The organism is Streptomyces sp. NPDC047028, assembly GCF_040644095.1.
Classification (GTDB): Bacteria; Actinomycetota; Actinomycetes; order Streptomycetales; family Streptomycetaceae; genus Streptomyces.
This window is the reverse complement of the sequence record NZ_JBEYVS010000005.1, coordinates 227,540-251,809: the sequence shown is the minus strand read 5'-3', so window position 1 is coordinate 251,809 and position 24,270 is coordinate 227,540. Positions and strand designations below refer to the sequence as shown.

Annotated in this window: 19 protein-coding genes, 1 tRNA gene and 1 pseudogene; 13 read left to right on the top strand and 8 right to left on the bottom strand. The window is 73.2% G+C overall.

Features of this window, described 5'->3' with window-relative positions; genetic code table 11:
- The first annotated feature begins 338 nt into the window (after nucleotides 1–338).
- Both ABZ854_RS07515 and ABZ854_RS07510 read left to right on the top strand, forming a co-directional pair.
- The gene (locus tag ABZ854_RS07515; protein ID WP_361205714.1) at nucleotides 339–1,232 is read left to right on the top strand and encodes a DUF4436 family protein; all 894 of its coding nucleotides are present in this window, start codon (nucleotides 339–341) and stop codon (nucleotides 1,230–1,232) included.
- A gap of 122 nt (nucleotides 1,233–1,354) precedes the next feature.
- Complete coding sequence (locus tag ABZ854_RS07510) at nucleotides 1,355–1,486, top strand: hypothetical protein (RefSeq protein ID WP_361205712.1); 132 nt, start codon at nucleotides 1,355–1,357, stop codon at nucleotides 1,484–1,486.
- Here the strand turns inward: ABZ854_RS07510 and ABZ854_RS07505 are convergent.
- Nucleotides 1,483–2,889: an amidase gene (locus ABZ854_RS07505; protein WP_361205709.1), complete on the bottom strand. Its 1,407-nt coding sequence runs from the start codon at nucleotides 2,887–2,889 to the stop codon at nucleotides 1,483–1,485. The two genes, ABZ854_RS07510 and ABZ854_RS07505, sit on opposite strands and share 4 nt — an antisense overlap.
- A gap of 15 nt (nucleotides 2,890–2,904) precedes the next feature.
- Nucleotides 2,905–3,867, bottom strand: a complete 963-nt coding sequence (locus ABZ854_RS07500) for a D-2-hydroxyacid dehydrogenase (protein WP_361205706.1) — start codon at nucleotides 3,865–3,867, stop codon at nucleotides 2,905–2,907.
- A gap of 129 nt (nucleotides 3,868–3,996) precedes the next feature.
- On the opposite strand from ABZ854_RS07500, the gene ABZ854_RS07495 reads away from it, so the two are divergent.
- The 5 genes from ABZ854_RS07495 to ABZ854_RS07475 all read left to right on the top strand — a co-directional run bounded on the left by ABZ854_RS07495 (nucleotide 3,997) and on the right by ABZ854_RS07475 (nucleotide 8,931).
- Nucleotides 3,997–4,785: a decarboxylase gene (locus ABZ854_RS07495; RefSeq protein WP_361205703.1), complete on the top strand. Its 789-nt coding sequence runs from the start codon at nucleotides 3,997–3,999 to the stop codon at nucleotides 4,783–4,785.
- Complete coding sequence (locus ABZ854_RS07490) at nucleotides 4,782–5,513, top strand: decarboxylase (protein WP_361205700.1); 732 nt, start codon at nucleotides 4,782–4,784, stop codon at nucleotides 5,511–5,513. The genes ABZ854_RS07495 and ABZ854_RS07490 overlap by 4 nt, the downstream gene beginning before the upstream one ends.
- Nucleotides 5,514–6,008: 495 nt before the next feature.
- Nucleotides 6,009–7,073: a NucA/NucB deoxyribonuclease domain-containing protein gene (locus tag ABZ854_RS07485; protein WP_361205697.1), complete on the top strand. Its 1,065-nt coding sequence runs from the start codon at nucleotides 6,009–6,011 to the stop codon at nucleotides 7,071–7,073.
- A gap of 71 nt (nucleotides 7,074–7,144) precedes the next feature.
- Nucleotides 7,145–7,738, top strand: coding sequence for a hypothetical protein (locus ABZ854_RS07480; RefSeq protein ID WP_361205694.1), 594 nt, complete (start codon nucleotides 7,145–7,147; stop codon nucleotides 7,736–7,738).
- Nucleotides 7,739–7,842: 104 nt separating this feature from the next.
- Nucleotides 7,843–8,931 carry an LLM class flavin-dependent oxidoreductase gene (locus ABZ854_RS07475; protein WP_361205692.1) on the top strand — a complete coding sequence of 363 codons (1,089 nt, stop codon included), beginning with the start codon at nucleotides 7,843–7,845 and terminating at the stop codon, nucleotides 8,929–8,931.
- Here the strand turns inward: ABZ854_RS07475 and ABZ854_RS07470 are convergent.
- Nucleotides 8,910–10,715, bottom strand: coding sequence for a bifunctional diguanylate cyclase/phosphodiesterase (locus ABZ854_RS07470; protein WP_361205689.1), 1,806 nt, complete (start codon nucleotides 10,713–10,715; stop codon nucleotides 8,910–8,912). The genes ABZ854_RS07475 and ABZ854_RS07470 overlap by 22 nt on opposite strands.
- A 327-nt stretch (nucleotides 10,716–11,042) precedes the next feature.
- On the opposite strand from ABZ854_RS07470, the gene ABZ854_RS07465 reads away from it, so the two are divergent.
- Nucleotides 11,043–12,302: a M6 family metalloprotease domain-containing protein gene (locus tag ABZ854_RS07465; protein ID WP_361205686.1), complete on the top strand. Its 1,260-nt coding sequence runs from the start codon at nucleotides 11,043–11,045 to the stop codon at nucleotides 12,300–12,302.
- A 272-nt stretch (nucleotides 12,303–12,574) separates the two neighbouring features.
- Here ABZ854_RS07465 and ABZ854_RS07460 read toward each other — a convergent pair.
- The 4 genes from ABZ854_RS07460 to ABZ854_RS07445 form a co-directional block, all read right to left on the bottom strand.
- Nucleotides 12,575–12,648 (bottom strand) — tRNA-Lys (locus ABZ854_RS07460).
- The gene (locus ABZ854_RS07455; protein WP_361205683.1) at nucleotides 12,639–13,229 is read right to left on the bottom strand and encodes a bifunctional DNA primase/polymerase; all 591 of its coding nucleotides are present in this window, start codon (nucleotides 13,227–13,229) and stop codon (nucleotides 12,639–12,641) included. The genes ABZ854_RS07460 and ABZ854_RS07455 overlap by 10 nt, the downstream gene beginning before the upstream one ends.
- A gap of 192 nt (nucleotides 13,230–13,421) precedes the next feature.
- Complete coding sequence (locus ABZ854_RS07450) at nucleotides 13,422–13,784, bottom strand: hypothetical protein (RefSeq protein ID WP_361205680.1); 363 nt, start codon at nucleotides 13,782–13,784, stop codon at nucleotides 13,422–13,424.
- A 158-nt stretch (nucleotides 13,785–13,942) separates the two neighbouring features.
- Entirely contained in the window at nucleotides 13,943–14,539 is a 597-nt protein-coding gene (locus tag ABZ854_RS07445) for a histidine phosphatase family protein (RefSeq protein WP_361205677.1), read from the bottom strand.
- A gap of 225 nt (nucleotides 14,540–14,764) precedes the next feature.
- Between ABZ854_RS07445 and ABZ854_RS07440 the strand changes: the two genes are divergently transcribed.
- From ABZ854_RS07440 to ABZ854_RS07425, 4 genes and pseudogenes are all read left to right on the top strand, one after another.
- Nucleotides 14,765–15,778 (top strand): phosphatase PAP2 family protein, encoded by a 1,014-nt coding sequence (locus ABZ854_RS07440; protein ID WP_361205674.1) that lies wholly within the window; start codon nucleotides 14,765–14,767, stop codon nucleotides 15,776–15,778.
- A gap of 1 nt (nucleotide 15,779) precedes the next feature.
- Nucleotides 15,780–16,841 (top strand): annotated as a pseudogene (locus tag ABZ854_RS07435) (hypothetical protein); the annotation flags it as partial.
- 296 nt (nucleotides 16,842–17,137) lie between these two features.
- Entirely contained in the window at nucleotides 17,138–18,736 is a 1,599-nt protein-coding gene (locus ABZ854_RS07430; RefSeq protein WP_361205672.1) for a hypothetical protein, read from the top strand.
- Nucleotides 18,733–20,070, top strand: a complete 1,338-nt coding sequence (locus ABZ854_RS07425; RefSeq protein ID WP_361205669.1) for an AAA domain-containing protein — start codon at nucleotides 18,733–18,735, stop codon at nucleotides 20,068–20,070. The genes ABZ854_RS07430 and ABZ854_RS07425 overlap by 4 nt, the downstream gene beginning before the upstream one ends.
- Before the next feature lie 261 nt (nucleotides 20,071–20,331).
- Here the strand turns inward: ABZ854_RS07425 and ABZ854_RS07420 are convergent, their stop codons facing one another.
- Nucleotides 20,332–23,142, bottom strand: a complete 2,811-nt coding sequence (locus ABZ854_RS07420) for an AAA family ATPase (RefSeq protein WP_361205753.1) — start codon at nucleotides 23,140–23,142, stop codon at nucleotides 20,332–20,334.
- A 398-nt stretch (nucleotides 23,143–23,540) separates the two neighbouring features.
- Here ABZ854_RS07420 and ABZ854_RS07415 point away from each other — a divergent pair, with 398 nt between their 5' ends.
- Entirely contained in the window at nucleotides 23,541–24,149 is a 609-nt protein-coding gene (locus tag ABZ854_RS07415) for a LuxR C-terminal-related transcriptional regulator (protein ID WP_361205666.1), read from the top strand.
- The last annotated feature ends 121 nt before the right edge of the window (nucleotides 24,150–24,270 follow it).

The window sequence follows — 24,270 nt, the reverse complement described above, 5'->3', positions numbered from 1 at the left end:
CCGACCCCAAGCCCTACGTCTGGACAAAGACCGCGGACGAAATCCTTGAACGCCTCGCCTCATATCTGAACAGAATTCCCGACTCAGAACACTAGGAAGTGCGGCGCGGCGCGGTGAGGCTGTGAAGCTTCGTCGGTGCCGACACACCCGTGCAGATGCGGTGGTTCGCTGGCCCGATCGACGAGGATCGCCTGGCGGCCACCGCCCCGCATCCGTGAGAACGCGCTTGCCCGCGATGATCTGCCCAGCACCGGCCGACCGCGCTGTGTGGGGCGGGGGTCTCCTCCCGGCATCGGGCCGGGCAGGGCCGTTCCCCTTCCCAGCTCGTCGGAGTCACCATGGTCCCACCCTCGGACTCACCCCGCCCTCGCCGCTTCAGGGGGTCGGTTCTTCCGGTTCTGCTCCTGATCGCGTTCCTGATCGTGGCGGCGGTGTCCGTGGGGTCGTGGCTGCAGTTCACCGAGCGGCAGGCGGTCGACATGGTCGACACAGCGGGCTCCGCGGCCGCCGACCGTGTGGATGTGGAGGTCAACGTCCAGCAGGTCGATGCCGCGGCCCGGGAGCTGGTGCTGCGGGTCCGGGTCACGCCACGGGGGACACTCGCCGCGAAGGACGGGATCGCCCCGGTGGACGATCTCATCCTCGAGACCTCGGCGGCGCTCCTCGGCGACCTGCAGTTCAAGGCGCTCGATCCGCTCACGACCAGGGACGTGCAGCTCGGGGTCACGGGAGGATCGATCAGCGACTACCCGTTCGACACCTACGAGGGCGACATCGGGTTCTGGGCGCTGCTGGGCGGTAAGCGGGTCCCGGTGCGGGTGCTGTTCAGCAACAACGACACGCTCTTCTCGATCACGGCGACGCCCACGGCCTCCCGGCAGGAGGCCGGCATGGCACTGCGCGTGTCCCGATCGGGCAGTCTGATCGTGTTCGTGGTCTTCATGATGATCGTGATGTGGGCACTGGCATCGGCCGTGATCATCGGTGCCTGGTATCTGACGACCCGCCGCAGCGGCCTGGTCTGGCCCGCCCTCGCCTGGATGGCTGCCACGTTGTTCGCTCTCTCGGCGTTCCGCAACACCGCCCCCGGCACACCTCCGATCGGCTGCGTGATGGACTGGTTCGCCTTCCTGTGGGCCGAGACCGTCATCGCGCTGTGCCTGATCACGGTGGTGATCACCGGCGTCCGTGCCGCCATCCGCGCGGAGGACGCCCACCCCTCGCCCTCGTAGCGCGGTTCATGGCGCGATCTCGAACGCGGGCGGCCTGGAGCCTGTGAATCATCCCGTGCCAGGCGCGGTCGGAGTGTTGAAGAACGAGCGCGTGATGGGATCTGCCGGATGAGCAGCGGGCGGTGCTGGAACCGTTGTTGCCGCTGCTGGAGCTGGAGCTGGAGCTGGAGCTGGAGCTGGAGCCGGAGCCGGAGCCGGAGCCGGAGCCGGAGCGGGGCTCGGCTCCGGACAGACGTGCCGGCGTCTCCTGCTAGGCGCGTGTCGCGGGAGCCGGGGGCGTCGTGGCGACCCCCGCCTCGTACAGGGTGTGCGCGGTGCGCAGGACCAGGGCGTCGTGGTGGCGGGCGGCGATGATCTGGAGGCCGACCGGGAGGCCGTCGGCGTCCGTGCCGACGGGGACCGTGGCCGCGGGCTGCTGGGTGAGGTTGAAGGGGTAGGTGAACGGCGTCCAGCCGGTCCAGCGGCGCAGACCCGAGCCCGGCGGCACCTCCACGCCCGCCTCGAACGCCGTGAGCGGCAGCGTCGGCGTGACCAGCAGGTCGTACGACTCGTGGAAGCGGCCCATCCGGCGCCCCAGGTCCATCCGGACGTCCACCGCGGCCAGGTAGTCCAGCGCGCTCAGCCGCCCGCCCAGCACGCACACCTCCCGCAGCCCCGGGTCCAGCAGCTGCCGCTTGTGCGCGGACAGCCGCTGGGTGACGCGGGCCGCGCCGCTGAACCACAGCGTGTGGAACGCCTCCAGCGGATCACTGAAGTCCGGGTCGGTCTCCTCGACGTACGCCCCGAGGTCCGCGAGCCCCGCCACCGCCCGCCGGACCACCGACGCGACCGCCGGGTGTACGGCCACCTGCCCGCCCAGCGACGGCGAGTACGCCACCCGCAGCCCCCGCACCCCGCCCTCCAGGCCCGCCACATACGACTCCGGCGCCGGCGGCAGCGCCGACCAGTCGCGGGCGTCGGCGCCGCCGATGACGTCCATCATCAGCGCCGCGTCCGCCGCGTCCCGGCTCATCGGCCCGACGTGCGCCAGCGTGCCGAACGCGCTCGCCGGGTAGAGCGGCACCCTGCCGTACGTCGGTTTCAGCCCGAAGATCCCGCAGAAGGACGCCGGGATGCGCACGCTGCCCCCGCCGTCCGTGCCCAGCGACAGCGGCCCCGCGCCGAGCGCGACGGCCGCCGCGCTGCCCCCGCTGGAGCCGCCCGCCGTGCGCGACGGGTCGTGCGGGTTGCGGGTGACCCCGGACAGGGGTGAGTCGGTGACCGCCTTCCAGCCGAACTCCGGAGTCGTCGTCTTCCCGATGAACACCGCGCCGTGCTCCCGCAGCCGGGCCACCGACGGCGCGTCCTCCTCCCAACTTCCCTGCTCGGGAATCGTCTTGGAACCGCGCAGGGTCGGCAGCCCGCGCTGCAGCAGGATGTCCTTCACCGTCACCGGCACCCCGTCCAGCAGCCCCTCCGGCTCGCCGCGCCGCCAGCGCGCCTCCGACTCCCGCGCGCGGGCGAGGGCGTCCTCCTCGGTGAGCCGCACGAACGCGTTCACCTCCGGCTGGATGCTCCGTGCCCGCTCCAGGGCCTCGCCGGTGGCATCCACCGGATTGAACTCGCCCTTGCGGTAACCGTCGAGGAGCTGGACGGCGGTCAGGTCGGTGAGCTGCATGCACCCTCCCGGGGGTCAGTGACCGGGTACGTATCCGCGCTTCTTGTCCACCACGTTCACCAGTGATCTGCCCAGCGCCCACCGCTCGTACAACTCCACGAACTGATGACCCAGTTCATCCCGCCAGCCGACCGTGTCACCGCTCATGTGCGGGGACACGATCAGCCCCTCCAGCTCCCACAACGGACTGTCCGCGGGCAGCGGTTCCGCGGTGAACACGTCCAGCGCGGCGCCCGCGATCCAGCGCCGCCGCAGCGCCTCGGCGAGGGCCTCCTCGTCCACGAGCTGGCCGCGGCCGATGTTCACGAAGAACGCCGAAGGCTGCATCACGCCGAACCGCCGGGCGTCGAACATGCCGTACGTCCGCTCGGTCAGCGGGGCCGCGGCGATCACCCAGTCCGCGCGGGACAGCAACCGGTCCAGGTCCTCCGGGCCGTGCACACAGCTGCGCGCGGCCCGCCCGACCAGGGCTGTCGTCACGTCCAGGGCGCCGAGGGTGCGGGCGATCGCCCGGCCGATCGGCCCGGAGCCCACCACGCACGCGCGCGTGCCCGCCACCCGCCTGCTCTCCCGGTGCCGCCAGGTCCGCTCCCGCTGGAGGTCCAGGGTGCGCGGAAGATCCTTGGCGGCGGCCAGCACCAGGGCGGCCACGTACTCGGCGATCGGCTGGTCGAAGATCCCGCGCGCGTTCGTCACCACCGTGTCCGAGGCGGCCAGCTCCGGGCACATCAGATGGTCCACGCCCGCGCTCGCCGTGTGCACCCAGCGCGGCCGCGGCCCGTCGCCCGGCCAGGCCTCGCGGACCGCGTGCGAGGTGAAGTCCCACACCAGAAGGACGTCCGCCTCGGGCAGCCGGCCGGCCAGACCGGCCGCGTCGGTGTGCACGATCCGGGCTCGCCCGGTGAGCCGGCCGAGCCGGGGCGGCGGGTCGGCGTCCAGGACGAGGAGGGTGGGGCGGCCGGGGAGGGGAGCCTGCAAGCCGGTCCTCCGAAAAGTGTCTGAGATGCGCGGATTGACCACGCTCGCACCCGAACCTACCGTCGTCAACACGGGCGTACCCACGATCCGTTGCCCAGCCCTCTTTCGAGCGTGAGGCCGGTGTCTGCCATGGACATCTCCTTTCTCGGCGGCCCCCGCCCCCAGCGCGGCGTCGGCGTCGTGGCGCCCTTCGACTTCGCGCTCGACCGCGAGCTGTGGCGCTGGGTCCCCGACGAGGTGTCCCTGCACCTGACCCGGACGCCGTACGTGCCCGTCGAGGTCAGCCTGGACCTGGCCCGGCTGGTCAGCGAGCACGAGACCCTCGGCGACGCCGTCCGCGCCCTGACCGCCGTAGCGCCCGAGGTCGTGGCGTACGCCTGCACCTCGGGCAGCTTCGTCGGCGGCATCGCCGGCGAGCGGGCCATGTGCGAGGCGATGACCCGGTCCGGCGCGCTGCCCTCGGTCACCACCTCGGGGGCGCTGCTGGAGGCCTTCGAGGAGCTGCGGATACGCCGGGTCGCGCTGGTCACGCCGTACACCGTGTCCGTGACCCGGGTGCTGGAGGAGTACGTCGCCGAGGCGGGCGTGCAGGTCACGGGGTGCGCCTTCATGGGGCTCACCCGGCACATCTGGCGGGTGCCGTACCGGGACGTCGTCGACATGGCCCGGCACGCGGTACGGCCCGGCGCCGCCGACGCGCTGTTCATCTCCTGCACGAACCTGCCGACGTACGACGTCATCCCCCAGCTGGAGGCCGAACTGCGCATCCCGGTCCTCTCGGCCAACCAGGTCACGATGTGGGCGGCGCTGCGCCGGCTGGGTACCCGAGCGGTGGGGCCCTATCAGGCGCTGCTGGACGAGGCCGCGCGGGCGTGGCCCCCCGTACTGCCCGAAGAGACGCAGGAAGGCTGGACATGACAGCACTCGGATTCCTCTACCCGGGCCACTCCGGCGAGGACGACTATCCGCGCATCGAGCAGCTCCTGGGCAGCGACATCCGGGTGGACCTGGTCCACACCGACATCGGCGAGGACGCGCACCGCGTGGACGCGCTGCGCGAGATGGGCTCCGCGGAGCGGCTCGCCGGCGGCATGGAGGGGCTGCGGCTGGCCGGCGCCGAGACGGTGGTCTGGGCGTGCACCAGCGGCAGCTTCGTCCACGGCTGGGAGGGCGCCCAGGAGCAGGTGCGCGGGCTGGCCCGGCTGGCCGGGATGCCGGCGTCCTCGACGTCCTTCGCGTTCGTGCACGCGGCGCGGGAGCTGGGGGTACGGCGGGTGGCCGTGGGGGCGACGTACCCGGAGGACGTGGCCGCCCTGTTCGCGGAGTTCCTGCGGACCGGCGGACTGGAGGTCACCGGGGTCCGGTCGTCGGGGATCATCACGGCGGCGGAGGTCGGGACGTGGGGCGAGGAGGAGGTCCTGACCTTGGCCCGCTCCGCCGACTCCCCCGACGCGGAGGCCGTCCTCCTGCCGGACACGGCCCTGCACACGGCCGCGCACGTGCCTCTGCTGGAGAAGGCCCTGTCCAAGCCCGTCCTCACGGCGAACCAGGTGACCGTGTGGGAGGGGCTGCGGCTGGCCGACCGCCGGGTGAACGCACCGGCGCTGGGGGCGCTGTTCACGCGGGAGCCCTTGATCCAGGCCTGAACGCTCCGCTCGCCGACCGCACCACCCACCCGTCCCGGTGGGCTGAGAGGTGGCCCGCGGGCCGGTCCGGCGCACCGGGGCAGGCGGGCTCGGACCGGTCCCCGGACCGCACCTTTGACTCCAAGGACCAGCGGAGCCCCGAGCCGGCCCTCTCCCTCACCGTGTGGAGCGACTTCGTCACCTTCGCCGCGCGGGACTGACCCACACGACCAGGCGTCCCGCGCCGAACTCCGGCGCGGGACGCCTGTCGTTCACACTCTCCACCCGAAGCGGCACCTTTTCGTCACATGAAGGGCCGATTCGGGACAAGGATCCCAGCCACGCTCCGGCGCCCGACACCTCACGGCCAGCGCCTGCCTAACGCACCGGCGCCTCTGCCCAGGTGACAACGGTGTCCGAGATGAACTACTGCGTATATAAAGGGCGTTGACGTCCCGTCAAGCGGCTGGGAAGCATGGCCACGCCAAAACCGGCGAAAGGACCATGCTCGTGAGAATGCTCAAACGGGGGGCGGCTCTCCTGACCGCGTTCATCGCGGTCGGCGCCATGTTCGCCGCGGACGCGCAAGCCGCTCCCACACCCGGAACTCGCCACAGCGCTGTCGCGCACCTCACCACCCTGTCGACGCGACACGTCGATTCGGTGACCTGCACGGTCGGCCAGGTCAGGGAGGACCGCACGAGTTCGTGCGCCTCCGGCGGCCTGCGCGTCGACTTCTACCTCGAGCCCGAGCACCAGTACCAGGGCAGCGCCAACTTCGCGTGGACCTCCAGCGTCCAGCTCGACAACCGCAACCGGCACAAGTGGACCGACCACGCCACCCTGACGCTGGAGTCCACCACCGTCACGGCGGCCGAACTCGGCGTCGCCACCCTCACCGAGACGTGCGCATCCTGCACCTCCACCGGGGGCACGCCGCAGATCACCACTCTGGGCACGACGCGAAACTGGGACCTGGTCATCGACTCGCCCGGATCCGTCACCACCACCGACGCCCAGGCTCCCCACCTCGGCTACGAGGCCGCGCCCTACACCCCGGTCAGCGTCGACCTGGGTCCCAAGCTGAACGTGCGCTGTGACAACACCCCTCGCATGAGCCCGGTCGCCAACGGCGGCTGCGTCTACCCCGACTACACCCCCACCTACGGCATATCCGTCACCGGACCCTACGACCAGGTCGGATGGCACATCCTGTGGGCGCAGCGCAACCTCGCGCACCACTGGGGCTGGCAGGGGCACGGCCCGGAACTGACGCGGACGATGACCCGTTCCCTGATTCGCGCCAACCGGCGTACCGCCTGCCCGTCCTCGATCCCGCGCCCGTCCGGCAAGAGCTGTGACGAGTACCCGTTCGCGTCCACCCACCAGGGTGCCAGTGTCAACCCGGACTTCTCGTGCCACATGGTGCCGGCGGCGCAGAACCGTCTGGAGGGCGGTGCACGCAAGGCCTGGTACAACGCCAACCGTCTGCTGGAGAAGGACAAGTTCTGGGTCTCCGTCACCAACGTCCCTGCATCGGCTGCCACTTCCGTGATGCGCCCGCTGGTGCAGTGCCCGTAGCGTCGGCCGCGTAGCGCACACCACAGGGGGCAGCGTTCTCGCTGCCCCCTCCCTCCGTCAGGAGCCCTGCCATGGCCTCGCTCATCGCCCGCGTCCACGACCCCCGTACCTTCGTCGCCCACGGCACTCTCGACCTGATCGATCTCGACACCTTCGAAGACGTCCCCCTCGACCACACCGCCAACGGGCTCGTCTCGGCGCGGGAGGACCACGCCGCCGTCGTCTGCGCCACCGAGGGCGGTGACGTCGATGTCACCGCCGAACTCTGGGACGGCCCTCCGCCGCTCCGCCTGGACGACTGGCAGGACGTCGCCGAGGTCTCCCTCACCTGGACCACCACGCGCGTCTGCATCGGCCCCGGCGAGGAAGAGCCCGAGGACGCCCCTGAGCTGGCTCTGCCCGGCCCCGGCACCTACCGCCTCCTGGCCCACGGCCGCCACCGCGACGAGGGCGACGTACGTGACGAGGGCGACCCGGTGGAGACCTACCTGCTCCAACTCTGGCCGGCGCCCCTCGCCGGCCCCGTCACCCACAAGGCGGTGAGCCGGTTCGGGGCGTCGTTGCGCAGCGAGGACGACGAGCCCAAGGGGCAGGTCCCTTCCTGGTTCACGGAGAAGACGTCCGGCTACGGGCCCGATCACCCCGCCTCCGGCGGGCCGTCCTGATTGTCGGGACCCCAGCTCAGGTGTGGCGGGCGCCGGAATACAGCGGGCGTTTTCCCTGTTGAGCGGGGTCAGGAACGTTTCGGCTGGAGCAGGAGGCCCGTACCGTGTCGGCTGATGAGATCCGGGGTGTCGCACAGGGCACCGCGCCGGTGCCGTTGTCCGTGCTGGATCTGGTGACCGTCGGCGCCGGGAGCACCGCGTCGGACGCGCTGCGGACCAGCGTGGCGCTGGCGCGGCAGACGGAGGCGCGGGGGTTCCACCGGTACTGGGTGGCCGAGCACCACTCGATGCCGGGCGTGGCGTCCTCCTCGCCGGCCGTGATCCTCGCCCACCTCGCCGCCCACACCGACCGCATCCGGCTCGGCTCGGGCGGGGTCATGCTGCCCAACCACGCACCCCTGGTGATCGCCGAGCAGTTCGGCACGCTGGAGGCGATGGCGCCCGGGCGGATCGACCTCGGGCTCGGGCGGGCGCCCGGGACCGACGGGGCGACGGCCGCCGCCCTGCGCCGCACCGACAGGCTCCCCGACGGCGCCGACGACTTCCCGGAGCAGCTCGCCGAGCTGACCAGGTTCCTGGACGACGACTTCCCCGACGGGCACCCCTACGCGCGGATCCACGCGATCCCCGGCCCGGTGCAGGGCAGCAGCCCCGGCGGCGTGCAGTCGCCGCACCGCCCGCCGGTCTGGCTGCTCGGCTCCTCCGGGTTCAGCGCCCGGCTGGCCGGCCTGCTGGGCCTGCCCTTCGCCTTCGCGCACCACTTCTCCGCGCAGAACACCATTCCGGCGCTCGACCTGTACCGGGAGACCTTCCGGCCCTCGGCCGTGCTCGACGAGCCGTACGCCCTCATCGGCGTCTCCGCGCTCGCCACGGACGACGAGCGCGAGGCCCGGCGGCAGGTACGGGCGGCGGCGCTGAACATGATCCGGCTGCGCACCGGCCGGCCGGGCCTCTTCCCCGACCCGGAGGAGGCGGAGCGTTACGAACTCAGCCCCATGGAGGAGGAGTTCACCGCCTCCTGGACGGGCAACATCGTGCACGGCACCGCCGACGAGGTCCGTAGCGGCCTGGACGACCTGCACAAGCGCACCGGCGCCGACGAGTTGATGCTCACCTCGCACGCCCACCGGGGCGAACTGCGCCTGCGCTCCTACGAACTCGTCGCCGACGCCTACGGCTTGCCCACCGCGTAGGCCTCGACCAGCAGCTCGGAGATACGATCCGGCGGCACCGGGCGGGAGTACAGCCAGCCCTGCCCGGTGTCGCAGCCGATCCGCCGCAGCCGGGTGGCCTGCGCCGAGGTCTCCACGCACTCGGCGGTGACGGTCAGCCCCAGCCGGTGGGCGAGCTGGATCATCGCCTCGACGATCACCTCGTCCGCCGGGTTGGGCGTGATCTCCGGGCTCTTGTCGGCCTCGTACTGGAAGCCCCGGACGAACGACCCGTCGAGCTTCAGCGCCGACACCGGCAGCCGGCTGAGGTAGGCGAGGTTCGAGTAGCCGGTGCCGAAGTCGTCGATGGCGATGCGGACACCCATGTCGCTGAGCGCCTGGAGAGCCTGGATGGGGCGGCCCGCCGAGCCCATCACCGCGGACTCGGTCAGCTCCAACTGGAGCAGGTGCGGGGCCAGCCCGGTCTCCGCGAGCGTCTCCGCCACGTCCGCCACCAGGTCGGAGTCCCACACCTGCCGTACGGCGACGTTGACGCTGACGAAGATGGGCGGCCCGTCGGGGTTGTCCACCTGCCAGCGGCGGGCCTGCCGGCACGCGGTCACCAGCGCCCAGCGGCCGAGCTGGACGATCGAACCGTCCTCCTCCGCCAGTCCGATGAACCGATTCGGCGTCAGTGTGCCGAACTGAGGATGATTCCAGCGGACCAACGCCTCGACCCCGCTGAGCCGTCCGTCCTCCATGCCGACCAACGGCTGGTAGTCCAGGATGAACTCACCGCGCTCGATGGCGGGGCGCAGGGTGGAGGACAGCGCCTGCCGGGTCATGCGGTGCGCGTTGCGCTCGGGGTCGAACAGGGTCCAGCGGCCCTTGCCGTCGGCCTTCGCCCAGTACAGCGTCGTATCGGCGGCCTGCATCAGACCGGTCGCCGTCGTGCCGGCGGCGTGCCGCTCGACGACCCCGATGGACGCCGTCAACGACAGCCGCTGACCGACCAGTTCGAAGGGGTCCTCCAGGGCCTTCAGCGCGGACTCGGCGAGGTCGGAGAGCTGCTCGGTGCCGGTGGAGTCCTCCACGAGCAGGGCGAACTCGTCGCCGCCGAGCCGCGCCACCAGGGGCGTGCCGGAGCGGGCGTACCCGGCCTCGTCGGCGACCCGGGTCAGTCGTTCGGCGACGGCGGCCAGCAGCCGGTCGCCCACCCGGTGCCCGAGGGTGTCGTTGACGGCCTTGAACCCGTCCAGGTCCAGGTAGCACAGGCCGATCCGGCCGGTGCCGCTGCGCTCGTACGACTCCGCCTCCAGCGCGGCCGTCAGCCGCTCGAAGAACAACGTGCGGTTGGGCAGCCGGGTCACCGGGTCGTGCATCTGCAAGTGCCGCAGCCTGGCCTGGAGTTCACGGCGGGCGCTGATGTCGGCCGCCGAGACCAGCACACCGGGCGCGCCGTCGGCCAGCGGGGTGACCGTGACCTGCACCCACACCGAGTGGCCCTCGGGATGCTTCAGCCGGCGCGTGCAGCGCAGCTTCGCCTGCCGGCCGCGCAGCACCTCGCGGTACGAGTGCCAGGTACGGGCGTCCGAGGCGAGGTCGACCAGGTCGGCGGCGACCTGTCCGGCCAGCGACTCGGAGCCGGTGCCGAGCAGCTCGCCGAGGGCGGCGTTGGCGCCGACGACCAGGCCCTCACGGTCGACGACGGCCATGGCGAGCGGGGAGGCCGCGAAGCCACGGTGATAGGTGATGTGGTCACTGTCTGTGACGGCTGACCGGTCGAGGTCTGCCGCGGGCGTCGGCCCTTCGGACGTTGCGCTCACCGCTCGCTCCCGCAGTGCACTCGATCTCTGTCCGTGCCGGAAAGTGTGCCGATCATAGAGGCTGGCCCCCCGCCCTTCCAGCCGTATGGCCGGTGTCCGGGACCGTACGGCCACTCTGGCAGATCGTTTCTGCCCACGCCTGGACGGGTTCTTCAGGCCCTCGACCAGTTGTGACGTTCCGTGAGTGTTTCGGGGTGTCGCCCGTCGAGACACGACGTCGCGCAAACGGGCGTACTCACCCTTCTGGTTCAGGCAAACAAGGCAAACCACACAAAACTCACACAGGCTGGGGGCGGTGTCCCGCGAACCGCATCCGGAGGTCCTTCCGTGCCGCGTCCCCAGCTGCGCAGCACCGCCGCCGTGTTCACCACGCTGTCGGCGATCGCCGCGACCTCGATCCTGAGCGGTCAGTCGGTCGCCGAACCCTTCTCCACGGCACCCTGTGCCCTGCACCGGACCGCGGCGCACCATTCGGAGGGCGTGGACACCTGGAACGCCGCCTACGCCCGCCCGCGCGGTGCGGTCGACGCCGTCATGATCTTCCTGTCGTTCCCGGACAACACCCCGAGCACCACCCCTGCCGAGCTGACCGCCGACCACTTCCCGGCCACCAGCCGCTTCTTCGAACGCGCCTCCTACGGCAAGTTCAGCCTGCGCGTGCACCCGCTGAAGCGCTGGCTGCGCATGCCACGCCCGTCGTCGGCGTACGCCATAAGACGCGACTGGAGCGCCCCCGACCGGGCCGCCTACCTGCGCGACGCGTTCGCCGCGGCCGACCCGGACGTCGACTTCTCCCGCTATGACGTCGTGTACTTCGTCGCCGACCCGGACGCGCCCGGCGTGGACTCGGACGCCACGAAGGTCGTCAACCTCGACACCCCGGTGCACCTGGACGGCACGGACGTCCGCCGGGTCGTCACCGTGTTCGAGAAGCATCCCCCGGACCGCCTGGTCCTCGCCCACGAGACCGGCCACGTCTTCGACCTGCCCGACCTCTACCACCGCCCGGTCGACGGCAAGGGCGACTGGGACACGTACGTCGGCGACTGGGACCTGATGGGCAGCCAGTTCGGTCTCTCGCCGGACCTGTTCGCCTGGCACAAGTGGCGCCTGGGCTGGCTCGATCCCCGGCAGGTGGTGTGCGTCACGGGTGCCCGGACGACCCGGCTCACCCTGGAGCCCCTGGAGGCCGGCCCGGACACCCCGACCCAGGGCCTGGCGGGCGCCCCGGCGTTCGGCCTGGGCCACGGCACGAAGCTGGCGGTCGTGCGCACCGGCCCCGACAGCGTCCTCGCCCTGGAGGCCCGCGACTCCGCGGGCAACGACCGGTCGGGCTGCCGGGAGGGCATCCTCGTCTACCGCGTCCGCGGCGCCGCCGAGTCCGGCGGCGGCCCCGTGGAGGTGATCGACGCCCACCCGCACACCGAGGCCTGCTGGGAAACCTCGGTCTACCCCCCACTGGCCGACGCCCCGGTCTCCCTTGGCGAGAGCTTCACCGTCCCGGGCGACGGCGTGAAGATCGAGGTGGAGGGCCGCACAGCCTCTGGCGCCTGGACGGTAGCGATCACCCCGACCCTGAAGGACTGACCCGCCCGACGACAAACGCCCACAGGGAGCGCCCCAGGACGCCGAGCCGGCAACCGTGTCGAGCCGGCAACCGTGTGAAGAGGCCCCCGCTGAGCCACCGCACCATGACGACGGCAGCACCCGTGCCGCACTTCCCAGCCGACGTCCACTGAACCCACGTGAAAGGGGGGTGTGGGTGGCGAAGCCCCCACAACGCGGGGCGAAGCCGCGCAAAAACAGAGATGGCGAGGAAGGTTCGCGTTTTCCGCGAACATGCCTCGCCATCGTCATCGTGCGCCGCCAGGGACTCGAACCCCGGACCCGCTGATTAAGAGTCAGCTGCTCTAACCAACTGAGCTAGCGGCGCCTGCTGACGTCGTAGACCTTAGCATCATGGTCGGCGGGAGGAAAAATCGATATCCGCACCGCCGAGCGGGCCGCCCGGACGGCCGCCCAGAGCAGGATCTCGGGGCCGGGGAGCCAGGGGTGCCGGGTGTCGGGGGCGACCAGCCAGCGGGAATGCGCCGGGGTGCCGGTCTCGGCGCCGTGCAGCGCGGGGACGGTCACCGCGTCGCCGGTGCCGTGGCAGAGCAGCGGCGGTACGCCCTCCGTGCGGCTGTCGGGGCGGTTCGTCCCCCACTCCTCCCAGTCCAGCAGTGAGGGCAGCCGCTGGGCCGTGCCCGGGGCGGCGAACAGCAGCATGCGGCCCCGGTGCACCGCGACCGGCCCGGAGCCGGGCCCCTCGTCCCATAACCGGTCCAGCATGCGACGGCCGAAGATCGCGGGGGCGTTGACCACGTCGAAGGCGGAGCCGCACGGCAGGACCAGCGGGGCCTCGGGCCGCTCCTCCCAGAGGGCCAGCGTGCTGCGCGGGTACGTGCCCGCCGAGGCGAGCCAGGCGGCGCCGTCCGAGGTGACCGAGGTGATGTTCCAGGTGCTGCTGCTCATGCCACCTAGATGTACCCGCGGTGAACGAACGGTTCTGCTGAGTTGCCGAAAACCGGGACAGGGGAGGGCGGGAGGAGTATCTTGCCCACCTGGCATATGCCGTCCGAACGAACCGAACCGAATCGAACCGGACCGGATCGAATCGCACCGGCCCGGTCCGGCTCAGAGCGACTCGCACCGGCCCGGTCCGGCTCAGAGCGACTCGGGCCCCTCCGCGTGCGCACCGCGCAGCAGATCCCGCCCGAACTCGACCATCTTCTTCGCGTAGTCCTCGGTCCACTCCGCGCGCCCCGCGATGTCCGCCGCCGTCAGCCGGTCGAACCGGCGCGGATCGGCGAGCTGGGCCGCGGCCACGGCCTGGAACTCCACGGCACGGTCGGCGGCCGCACGGAACGCCTGCGCCAGCTCCGTCGCCCGCGTGAGCAGCTCCCGCGGATCCTCGATCGACTCCAGGTCGAAGAAGTGCTCCGGATCGCCGGCCGCCTCCGCGGGCTCGAAGAGCAGGGGCGCGGGGCGTAGCCGCGGGTCGTTCCGACGCGGCGTGGGCTCCGCCATGTCTGGTCTCCTCCTCGTCCGGTCCGACGGCACCACCGTCGGGTGGGCCACCGTCCATTGTCCCGCGTGGGCGCAAGAGGGCCCCCGGGGGAAAGCCCGGAGCCTCCTGCCCGAGGCGCTCCTCCTGCCCGAGGCGTTCCGGCTCCGCCGCGGGACGGTTATCCGGCGAGGTGACCGACGTCGTTCCAGTTCTCGATCGCGGGCTCGTCGTAGGCCCAGCCCAGGACCGAGACGGACGTCGGGTTGAGCCGCAGCTGCGCGCCGAAGCCGACGGGGAAGCCCAGCCAGCGGGCGCCGATCGAACGCAGGATGTGGCCGTGGGCGAAGACGAGGACGTCACGGTCGGCGGAGCGGGCCCAGGCGACCACCTCGTCCGCGCGGGCGGAGAGCTCGGCGAGGCTCTCGCCCTCGGGGGCGCCGTCGCGCCACAGCAGCCAGCCGGGCCGTACCGCCTGGATCTCGGCCGGCGTCAGACCCTCGTGCGCGCCGTAGTCGCACTCCATCAGGGTGTCCCAGGTGGACGCGCGGTCGCCGAAGCCGGCCAGGTCACACGTCTCACGCGCGCGTGCCAGCGGGCTGGTGCGCACCTCCACCCCGGGCAGCCCGTCGAACGGGGCCCGGTGCAGCCGCTCGCCGAGCAGCTTGGCGCCGTGCCGGCCCTCCTCCAGGAGCGGTATGTCGGTCCTGCCGGTGTGCTTTCCGGCCAGGGACCACTCGGTCTGTCCGTGCCGGGCCAGCAGGATGCGCGGTGCCATGAGAGACCTTTCGGGGCAAAAAACGGGACCCTTCCATCATTGCTCACCCCTGGCTCACCCCTTGTCCGTGCTCTGCTCACCCCTTGCTCACCGGCCCGGGCAACCCGATGGGCGGTGCCGGCGTCTTTGAGGGCTGGAGTGCCCGCGCGGGTCGATCGGTGGACCCCGTAAGGTGGCACGGTCGCCCGGCCGGGCGCCGCGAAGCAGAAGGGGGAGGGCGATCGGATGCCGCAGACCGAGACACCGGGCACCGAGGTGGTCCCGCGAACCCGGCTGCGCTGGTGGACGGAACTGCCGCTGATCCTCCTGGTCTACGGCTGCTACGAGGCCGGCCGGCTGCTCGTCCGCGGTGATGTCTCCTCCGCCGTCGACCACGGCCTGGCGATCCTGCGCATCGAGAAGGTGCTGCACCTCAACGCCGAGCACCCGCTGAACCGGCTGTTCACCCGGGAGGCGTGGCTCGGCGTACCTGCCGACTTCTGGTACGCCTCGCTGCACTATGTGGTCACGCCGGCCGTGCTGATCTGGCTGTTCCGGTCCCGTGCCGAGATCTACCGGGTGGCCCGCACCTGGCTGATGACCTCCACGATGATCGGCCTGATCGGCTTCACCCTGCTGCCCACCTGCCCGCCCCGGCTGCTCTCCCCGGGCCACGGCTTCGTCGACACCATGGCCCAGTACAGCTCGTACGGCTGGTGGGGCGCGGACGCCAGTGCCCCGCGGGGCATGGGCGGCATGACGAACCAGTACGCGGCCATGCCGAGCCTGCACGTGGGCTGGGCGCTGTGGTGCGGCGTCATGGTGTGGCGGCACTCGCGCACGCGCGCGGGGAAGGTCTTCGGCGTCGCCTACCCGCTGCTGACCGCGCTCGTGGTCATGGGCACCGCCAACCACTACTTCCTGGACGCGGTCGCGGGCGCCGCCGTGATGGGCGTCGGCCTGCTGCTCGCTCCGCACGTGGTGCGCGCGTTCGCCCTGCTGCAGGCCCGCGTCGGCCTCGGCGCGACCGGGGATGCGAGCGGGGACGCTACGGCCGACGTGACGGCCGACGTGCCCGCGGACGCGACCGGACGCGCGGCGGAGCCGGTGGGTGCGGGCTCCCCGATTGTCAGTGCCGGATGCCAGACTTCCGCGGGTGAGCGAATTCCACGGCAGCGCGAGCCGCGGCCCGGCGCCGCGGCCGAACCCGACGCCTCCGCCGCCGACGCCGGCGAAGGGGCTCCGGCAGCGGCTCGCTGAGCTGCGCGGCCCCGACGTACCGGCCAAGGCACTGGACGCGCGCGCCCTCGCGGCGCTCGCCGCCAACCCCGGCTGCCGCAGACGGGCGATCCTGGACGGCGCGGGGGTGGACAAGGCGGCGCTCGCCGGCGCGCTGGGCGCCCCCGCCGGCACCGGGCAGTCGCAGTTCGCGCTGATCCGGGGCAACACGTTCGAGGCGCGCGTCAAGGCGGACGGCGGTGCGGAGCTGCTGCGCCTCGCCCACACCCGGCTCGACCCGGGCGCCCAACCGCCCGACGGAACCGCCGCCGTACCCGACCTGACCGCCATCGGCCCCGAGGGGCGTACGGCCCGTACGGCGCTGGCGCTGCGCGAGGCCACCGGCGCGGGCGGCTGGACGCTGCTGGACCACCCCATGGTGGCGCTGGACGTGGCCGGCTCGCTCGCGTTCCTCGAGCCGGACGCGGTGGTGGTGCACCCGGACGGCAGCTGGACCGTCGTGGAGATCAAGTCGTTCCCCATGCTGGACGGCTCCGCCGACCCGGCGAAGGTCGGCGCGGCGGCCCGCCAGTCCGCGGTGTACGTGCTGGCCCTGGAGGAGGTCGCCGCCCGCCTCGACCCCGCACCGGTCGTCCGGCACCAGGTGCTGCTGGTGTGCCCGAAGGACTTCTCCAACCTGCCCACCGGCTCCGCCGTGGACGTCCGCAAGCAGCGCGCCGTCACCGCCCGTCAGCTCACCCGGCTCACCCGGCTCGAGGAGATCGCCGACTCCCTGCCCGCGGGCGCCTGCTTCTCCCCGGCCCTGCCGGCCGAGGAACTGACGGCCGCGGTCGAGGCGGTCCCGGCGACCTACGCACCCGAATGCCTCTCCGCCTGCGAACTGGCCTTCCACTGCCGCGACCGTTGCGGCGCGGCCGGCGAGGTGACCCGCCTCGGCCGCCCCCTGCGCGCCGAACTGGGCGGCCTGACCACCGTCGAGGAGGTCCTCTCAGCCGCCCACGGCGAAACCGGTGACCCCACGGACCCGACGGTCACCGCCCTGCGCCGCGCGGCGGAACTCCGCGCGGAGGCGCTGGCAGAGGCGGCCCGGGAACACGCGGGGTCCGAGTCCGAGGCCGGGTACGCGCGTGTGTCCGGGGAGGGGCGGGGGACCGGCTCCGTGCCCGCGGCCGCGCCCGCCCCCGACGACCAGCGGGGCCGGACACCCACCGCCTCGCCCGATCGCACACTGGCCGTCCCGCAGGGCCGGGCACCCGACGACCCGCACCGCCCCGCCTCCGCCGATCGGTCCGGGCTCACCTCCGGTGACGTAGACCTGTCGGATCCCCGTGCGACGGCGGCGGCGACCGGGACCGGGCCCGCGGACCCGAAGGGGGCGTCGTGTCGCTGATCGCCACCCTCGCCCGGCTGGAGGCCGTCAGCAGTGGTCGGGCGCAGGCCGTCGCGACCGTGCGGCACCGGCATCTGTCCGGGCGGCCGCTGGTGTTCGTGCCGTTGACCACGGCAGGTGAGGCCGGGGCACCGCTCGGTGCGCTGGTCGGCACCGACCGGGACGCGCCGCGTCTGCTGGTCGTGCCGCAGCCGCGCGACCGTGAGCTGCGGTTCGCGTTCCTCGCCGAACTGGCCGGCGTGATCCTGCCGTACATCGAGGACCACACCGCGTCCGTGGAGGCGGCCGAGCGCACCGAGACCGATCCGGAGACCGGCAAACGGGTGAAGGTCGAGGTCGAGCTGTGCGCGGACGCGGCCCAGCTGATCGTGCCCAGCCGCGCCGGCCTGGACTTCGTACGGCTGCTCGGGCGGTCCATGCGGTTCCGGCGCACCGCCGAGCAGGACCCGGAGACGCCCTACCCGGCGCCGCCCCGCGTGCCGCTGCTCGGCCGCTGGCTGACCCACTACGGCGAGCGGGCCCGGGTGCCCGGCTCCTCGCTGCTGCTGGCCCTCACCGACGTGCTGTCCCGGCACTGGGCCACCGGCCAGTCCAGCGTCGAGGACCAGCACCTCGGCGCCCTGCTCGCCTGGATCGACCCGCCGGAGGGCAGCACCGGCGCCGAGGCCGCCCGGCGCGCGGAACTCGCGCGCGATGCGGCCGGGCAACTGCTGCTGCCGCCCGCCGGCCCGGCGACCGACCCGGCGTTCGACAACCGGCTGCTGGCCCCCGCCATCGAGCGCTACGACCAGGCCCGCATCACGCTCGCCGCCGCCGAGGACGCCCTGGAGGCCGACGACCGGCTCGGCGCGCTCACCGCGACCGAGCGGGAGATCCGCGCGCTGGTCGAGAGCCGCACCAGGCCCACCTGGGACGCGGTGTGGCGGGGCCTGGACCTGCTGCGGGAGCTGCCCGAGGGCGCGCACGCGGAGGAGCGCTGGACCCGCGACCGCTGGTCGTTCACCGGCCACCGCGACCGGGTCCTGGCGGGTGAGCCCCCGCAGCCCCGCCGGGACGACGCGGTGACGGCGGCGAACAAGCTGGCCACGCGCGAGCGCGAGCAGGCCCGGCTGGACGCGCAGGAGGCGCTGGACGACCCGCTGGTGATGGCCGCGCGGCGCCTGGCCGGGGAGGCGTTCACGGGCGAGGTGACCGACGTCGTGATGGCGTACAGCGAGGGCAAGCGGCCCAGCCCGCGCCCGCTGGTGACCGTCCGCACGGACGACCGGCCGCATCTCGCCGAGCGGGCGAAGGTGTACCGCACGCTGGGCGGCAGACCGCAGACGGCGGAGTTCGTCGGATACGAGGGCACCCCGGAGGAGGGGGTCCTGGTCCTGCGGATCACCGACAAGATGGGCCGGGGCAAGGAGCCCGAGCCGGGCTCGGTGCCGGAGAAGGGCGACCGGATCTGCTGCACGCTGTTCGAGCACGAGCAGCGCGGCGGCGCGAAACTGCCCGACCCGGAGCAGACCCCGTGGACGCACGGCGGCCCGCCCGGCGAGGCCGTACCAGAGGCCGCGGACGCGGTCACCCAGGAGGACGTCCTGTGACGACCGTCGGCTTCGACCCCTCGGCCGCGGCGGCCCGCGCCACCGAGGCGATCCTCCACGACACGCTGCACGGCACCGACCGCGGTGTGGTCGTCGACTCCCCGCCGGGCGCCGGCAAGTCCACGCTCGTGGTCCGCGCGGCACTCGAACTCGCCGGTGCCGGACGCCCGCTGATGGTGGTCGCGCAGACCAACGCGCAGGTCGACGACCTGGTCGTGCGGCTCGCCGAGAAGAACCCCGACCTGCCGGTGGGCCGCCTGCACAGCAGCGACGCCGACGCCTACGACAAGGCGCTCGACGACCTGCCGAGCGTCCGTACGTCCGCGAAGGCGGCCGACCTGAACGGCCTGCCGGTCGTCCTGTCCACGGCCGCGAAGTGGGCGCACGTCAAGGTGGACGAGCCGTGGCGGCACGCGATCGTCGACGAGGCGTACCAGATGCGCTCGGACTCCCTGCTGGCCGTGGCCGGGCTGTTCGAGCGGGCGCTGTTCGTGGGCGACCCGGGCCAGCTTGACCCGTTCGCGATCGTCGGCAGCGAGCAGTGGGCGGGACTGTCGTACGACCCCTCGGCCTCGGCGGTGACGACCCTGCTGGCCCACAACCCGGCCCTGCCGCAGCACCGCCTCCCCGTCTCCTGGCGCCTGCCGGCCTCGGCCGCGCCCCTGGTCTCGGACGCCTTCTACCCCTTCACCCCGTTCCGCAGCGGCACCGGCCACGGCGACCGCCGGCTCGCCTTCGCCGTCCCCTCCGACGACTCCGGCCCGGACCGGGTGATCGACGAGGCCGCGGAATCCGGCTGGGGCCTGCTGGAACTGCCCGCCCGCCACACCCCGCGCACGGACCCGGAGGCGGTGCGCGCGGTCGCGACGGTCGTACGGCGCCTGTTGGACCGCGGCGGCGCGGCCACCTCGGAGCGTGCGCCGGACCCCGCACCCCTGACAGCCGACCGGATCGCCGTCGGCACGGCCCACCGGGACCAGGCGGCGGCGGTCCGCGCGGCGCTGACCGAACTGGGCGTCACGGACGTCACGGTCGACACAGCCAACCGCCTCCAGGGCCGCGAGTACGACGTCACGGTCGTCCTGCACCCCCTCTCCGGCCGCCCCGACGCCACCGCCTTCCACCTGGAGACCGGCCGCCTCTGCGTCCTGGCCTCCCGCCACCGCCACGCCTGCATCGTCGTCTGCCGAGCCGGCGTCACCGACCTCCTGGACGACTACCCCTCCACGGAACCCGTCCAGCTGGGCACCCTGGTCAAATTTCCCGACGGCTGGGAGGCGAACCATGCGGTGCTGGCGAAGCTGGGGGAGCATCGGGTGGTCTGGCGGCCCTGACCGTCTCTCCGGTACCTGCCCAGGCAGACGATCGGCGCAGCTGGGGCCAATCCGCCGGACGGAGTCCGGTACGCCGCCGGGGGCGGCCATGGGAAACAGCCCCGACGGCTGGGAGGCGAACCATGCGGTGCTGGCGAAGCTGGGGGAGCATCGGGTGGTCTGGCGGCCCTGACCGTCACTTCGGCGGGCGGTCGGGGCGGCGCCGCCCGGTCCGCCGGACGGAGTCCGGTACGCCGCCGGGGGCGGTCGATGGTCGCAGGCTCAGGGCTTGCTCTTCAGGGCACCTTTCAGTTCTCCCCTTCGGCGTATTCCGAGCTTGCGGTATGTGCTGGTCAGGTGGGTTTCCACGGTGCGGCGGGCCAGGTGGAGCAGGTCTGCTATCTCCGGGTTCGTGTGGCCTTCCGCCGCCAGTTCCGCTATGCGGCGTTCGCTGCCCGTGAGGGCGCCCGAGCCCGTGCGGTCCGTGGCCGGGCGGCGGGCGCCGCCCTCGCGCAGGGCACGTTCGGCCTGGCCGCGCAGGTGGAGGGCGCCCGCGCGTTCGGCGTGTTCCGCCGCCTCGCGCAGGCAGTCGCGGGCCCTGGACCGTTCGCCCGCCGCCGTGAGGGACCGGCCCTGCCGGATCAGGGCCCGGGACAGCTCCGTGGGGGACGGCGCCCCCCGGAGCAGCTCGGTCGCCTCCGCCGCCAGATCCAGGCCGCGGCGGCCCCCCGTCGCCGCCGCCACCACCGACAGCGCGCGGCCCACCGTTCTCGGGGTGTTCCAGATCCTGGCCAGGCGCAGTTCCTCCGCCGCCAGCGTCAGCGCCTCGCGAGGGCTGCCCAGGGCCAGGCGGCACTCCGCCGCCGCCGTGCGCCACGGGGTGACCACCGGGCTGACCACTTCCCTGGACGACTGGCGGCGGCCGCACTCCAGGAAGTCGTGCAGGGCGGCCGCCGGGTCGCCCGACGCGGCCCGGAGGGCGCCCCGGGCGTACAGGAACCGGTTGAACTCCCAGTTGTCCGGGGCCTCGCGGGGATCCAGGGCATCCGCCAGCCGGCAAGCCTCCGCGACGCGGCCCGTGTGGACGAGCGCCGTCAGGGCGTGGGCGTGCCGGTTGCCCGGGACCGTGCCGGCGGGCGGGCTCCGCCACACACCGGGGTCGGCCAGCGCGGCCTCGTGGTCGTCGCGGGCCGCCGCTATGTCGCCCCGGGTGTTCAGCAGGGCCCGGCGCATGGGGTGCAGGACCGCGGGACGCAGACCCGTCAGACCCCGGTTCACCAGACGGTCCGCCTCGTCCAGCTCGTCCGCCCACTGGGCTATCGCCGCCGCCGTACCCACCAGGAAGGGATCCGACAGAGGGTCCGCCGGTTCGGCCAGCAGCACGCGGACCCGGCGCATCGCCTCATCCGCCGACGTCAGGCCGCCCGTCGAAGCGTGGCGCACCAGGAGCGACTGGCCCGCCGCGCCCAGGAGTTCGGGGGAGTGCGCGGCGGTGTCGGCCGTCAGCCGGTACACCTCGCGCCGTACCGCCTGGTCCTCCTCGGACAGCATCGCGGAAGCCGTCCTGAGCGTACGCAACAGGTCCGGCCGGCCGTGCAGCCGGCCGCCGGCCTCGCGCAGCACGTGCACCGCCGACCGGGCCTTGCCGCGTCCCGCGAGCGCCGTGCCCAGGGCCATGGCCGCCCGGACCCGGTCGTGCGGTTCCGCCGCCAGGCGCACGGCCTCCGACAGCCGGGGGATGCCCGCCGGTGAGCCCTGCAAGGTGTGTTCCAGGGAGCCCAGTTCGGTCAGTAGGCGCTGCCGGTGGGGCTCGGGCAGGGGCTCGGCCAGGGCGCGGCGCAGATATGTCACGGCGTCGTCGGTCCGGGCGTCCCCGACGGCCAGTTCCGCCGCGTCCCGGAGGACGGCGAAGGCCCACGAGGGTGCCGTCTCCTCGGTTGTGCCGTCGGCCGCCAGGAGCCTGCGTGCCACCGACTCCGTGGGCGCGCCGCGCTGCAGCATCGCGCGGGCCGCCGCCCGGTGCGCGGCGCTCCGCCGCGCCGTCGGCACGCCGGTGAGGATCGCGTCCCGCAGCAGGCGGTGGGCGTAGTGCGGGCGGCCCGTGCGGTCCCGGCGCAGCAGGCCGAAGCCGGTCATGGCGGTCAGCCACCCGCTCACCCGGGCCGGGTCCGTGCCGGTCAACTCACCCAGCAGACCGGGCAGTCCGGCGGCGTGACAGTGCGGGGCGACGGCGCCGTCGTACGGGGACAGCGCCGCCGCGCGGGCGTCCAGGCCCTCGTCCAGGATGGCCAGGATGCGCGCGACCTCGGTCGTGGCCGGGCCCGCGCTGTCCAGCCACCACGAGACGGCCGCCGGGTACGCCCCCGGGTACAGCGCGGCGGACGCCTCCGGCACCCGCTCCGGTGCGGAGGTCCGGCGGCCGTCGGCGCCCAGGTCGTCGAGCAACGCGCGGATCAGCAGAGGATTGTTGGCTCCCGCCCGTACACAACCGGCCAGCACGTCGGCTACGGTTCCGTCCGGAAGCGCCGAACGCACCAGTTCCTCGGCGGCGTTCGTGCTCAGCGGAGACAGGGTGTGCGTGTGCACGAGGGCCGGAGACAGGGTGTGCGCGAAGCCCGTCGCGGGCGGATCTATGTCGTACTGGCTGCGTTCGGTGACCGCGATGAGCAGTGGCAGCGTCAGCCCGCCCACGTGGCGCGCCGATTCCAGCAGCCAGCGGTGCGACGGCGCGTCGGCCAGGTGCACGTCGTCCACGGCGACGAAGAGCGGCGTCTCGGCGGCGTACGACCGCAGGGCCCGCCACAGTTCGTCGCCACGGGCCCGCTCGTCACCCTCCCCGGGCGCCGGCGGGGACCCCGGCGCGGAACCGAGGAGCTGGAGCACCGTACCGAAGGGCACCCCCGCGTTCTCCGCGAAGCAGCGGGCCCGCAGCACGCGCATGCCACGCGCCGCGGCGTCCTCTGCGGCGGCCTCCAGGACCGTGGTGCGGCCGGTGCCGGTCGCGCCGCGGACGAGGACGACCCGGCCGGAGCCGGCCCGCGCCCGCTCCGCCTGCTCGGCCACCAGGGCGAGCGCCTCCCGATGTTCGGGCATCGGCTCGACGGGGGGCAGGACAACGCCTAACGGTCCGGACATCGCAGCCTCCTTTCACGGACGTGACTCCTCGCAGTGCAGGACGGTCCCCACCGGGATGTGGTTGGCGTGACGCGTCCCACGAGGCTCGAACGCGTCGCCGGCACCACGTCGCCGCCGGCTCCGCCGCGGCCGGCACCCGCCCCGCGCCGACGCCCCCGTAGTGGTCGCGGCCGCCCGATCTCGTGGTCCCTCTCGTGGTGCTCCACGATTGCGCGCCGCGCTCTTCCCCGGACAGGGTGGATCAGGCACACACGCCACCCGGCCAGGTGGCGCGCGCGTGAAGGACATGGGGGAGACGGTTGCTCGGCACACACCGCACCACAGGCACCGTTACGGTCCCGGCGGAGCGGATACCGGTGGTGGTGCACGCCCCGGACCCGATCTCCCGGGAGGGCGCGCTCAGCCAGTTGCGCAGACACCCCGAGATCGACCTGCGCCAGGACGAGGACGGCGGGCCCGGCACGGTCGCGCTCCTCATCAGCGACGCGCTCGACGAACCCGCGCTGACCCGGCTGCGCCGCCTCGTGCGCAGCGAGGGCGGCCGGGCCGTCCTCGTCGTGGCCGCGCTGCGCGAGACCGACCTGCTCGAAGTGATCGAGTGCGGGGTCGGTGCCATCGTGTGGCGCCACGAGGCCACCGGCCACCGTCTGGTGCAGGCCGTGCTCGCCGCCGCCCGCGGTGACGGGGACCTGCCCTCCGACCTGCTCGGCCGGCTCATCAGCCAGGTGGGAACGCTGCACCGCAGTGCGGCCGGCCGCCCCGGCGGACCGTCCTCGGGCCTCGGGCCGCGCGAGGTGGACGTGCTGCGTCTGGTGGCCGAGGGTCTCGACACCGGGGAGATCGCAAGCAAACTGTCCTACTCCGAACGCACGGTCAAGAACGTCATGCACGGGCTGACCACACGGCTGCGTCTTCGCAATCGCGCACATGCCGTGGCCCATGCCCTCCGAGAAGGCTACATCTGACCGAACGGGCACTTGAACAGCACCTATGGGCCAACACGCCTGCCCCGCCGTGCCTGGCGCGGCCGGGTGGAGTGAACGGCAGGATGGACACACGGCCGGCCCATCGACGACGGCCGCGACG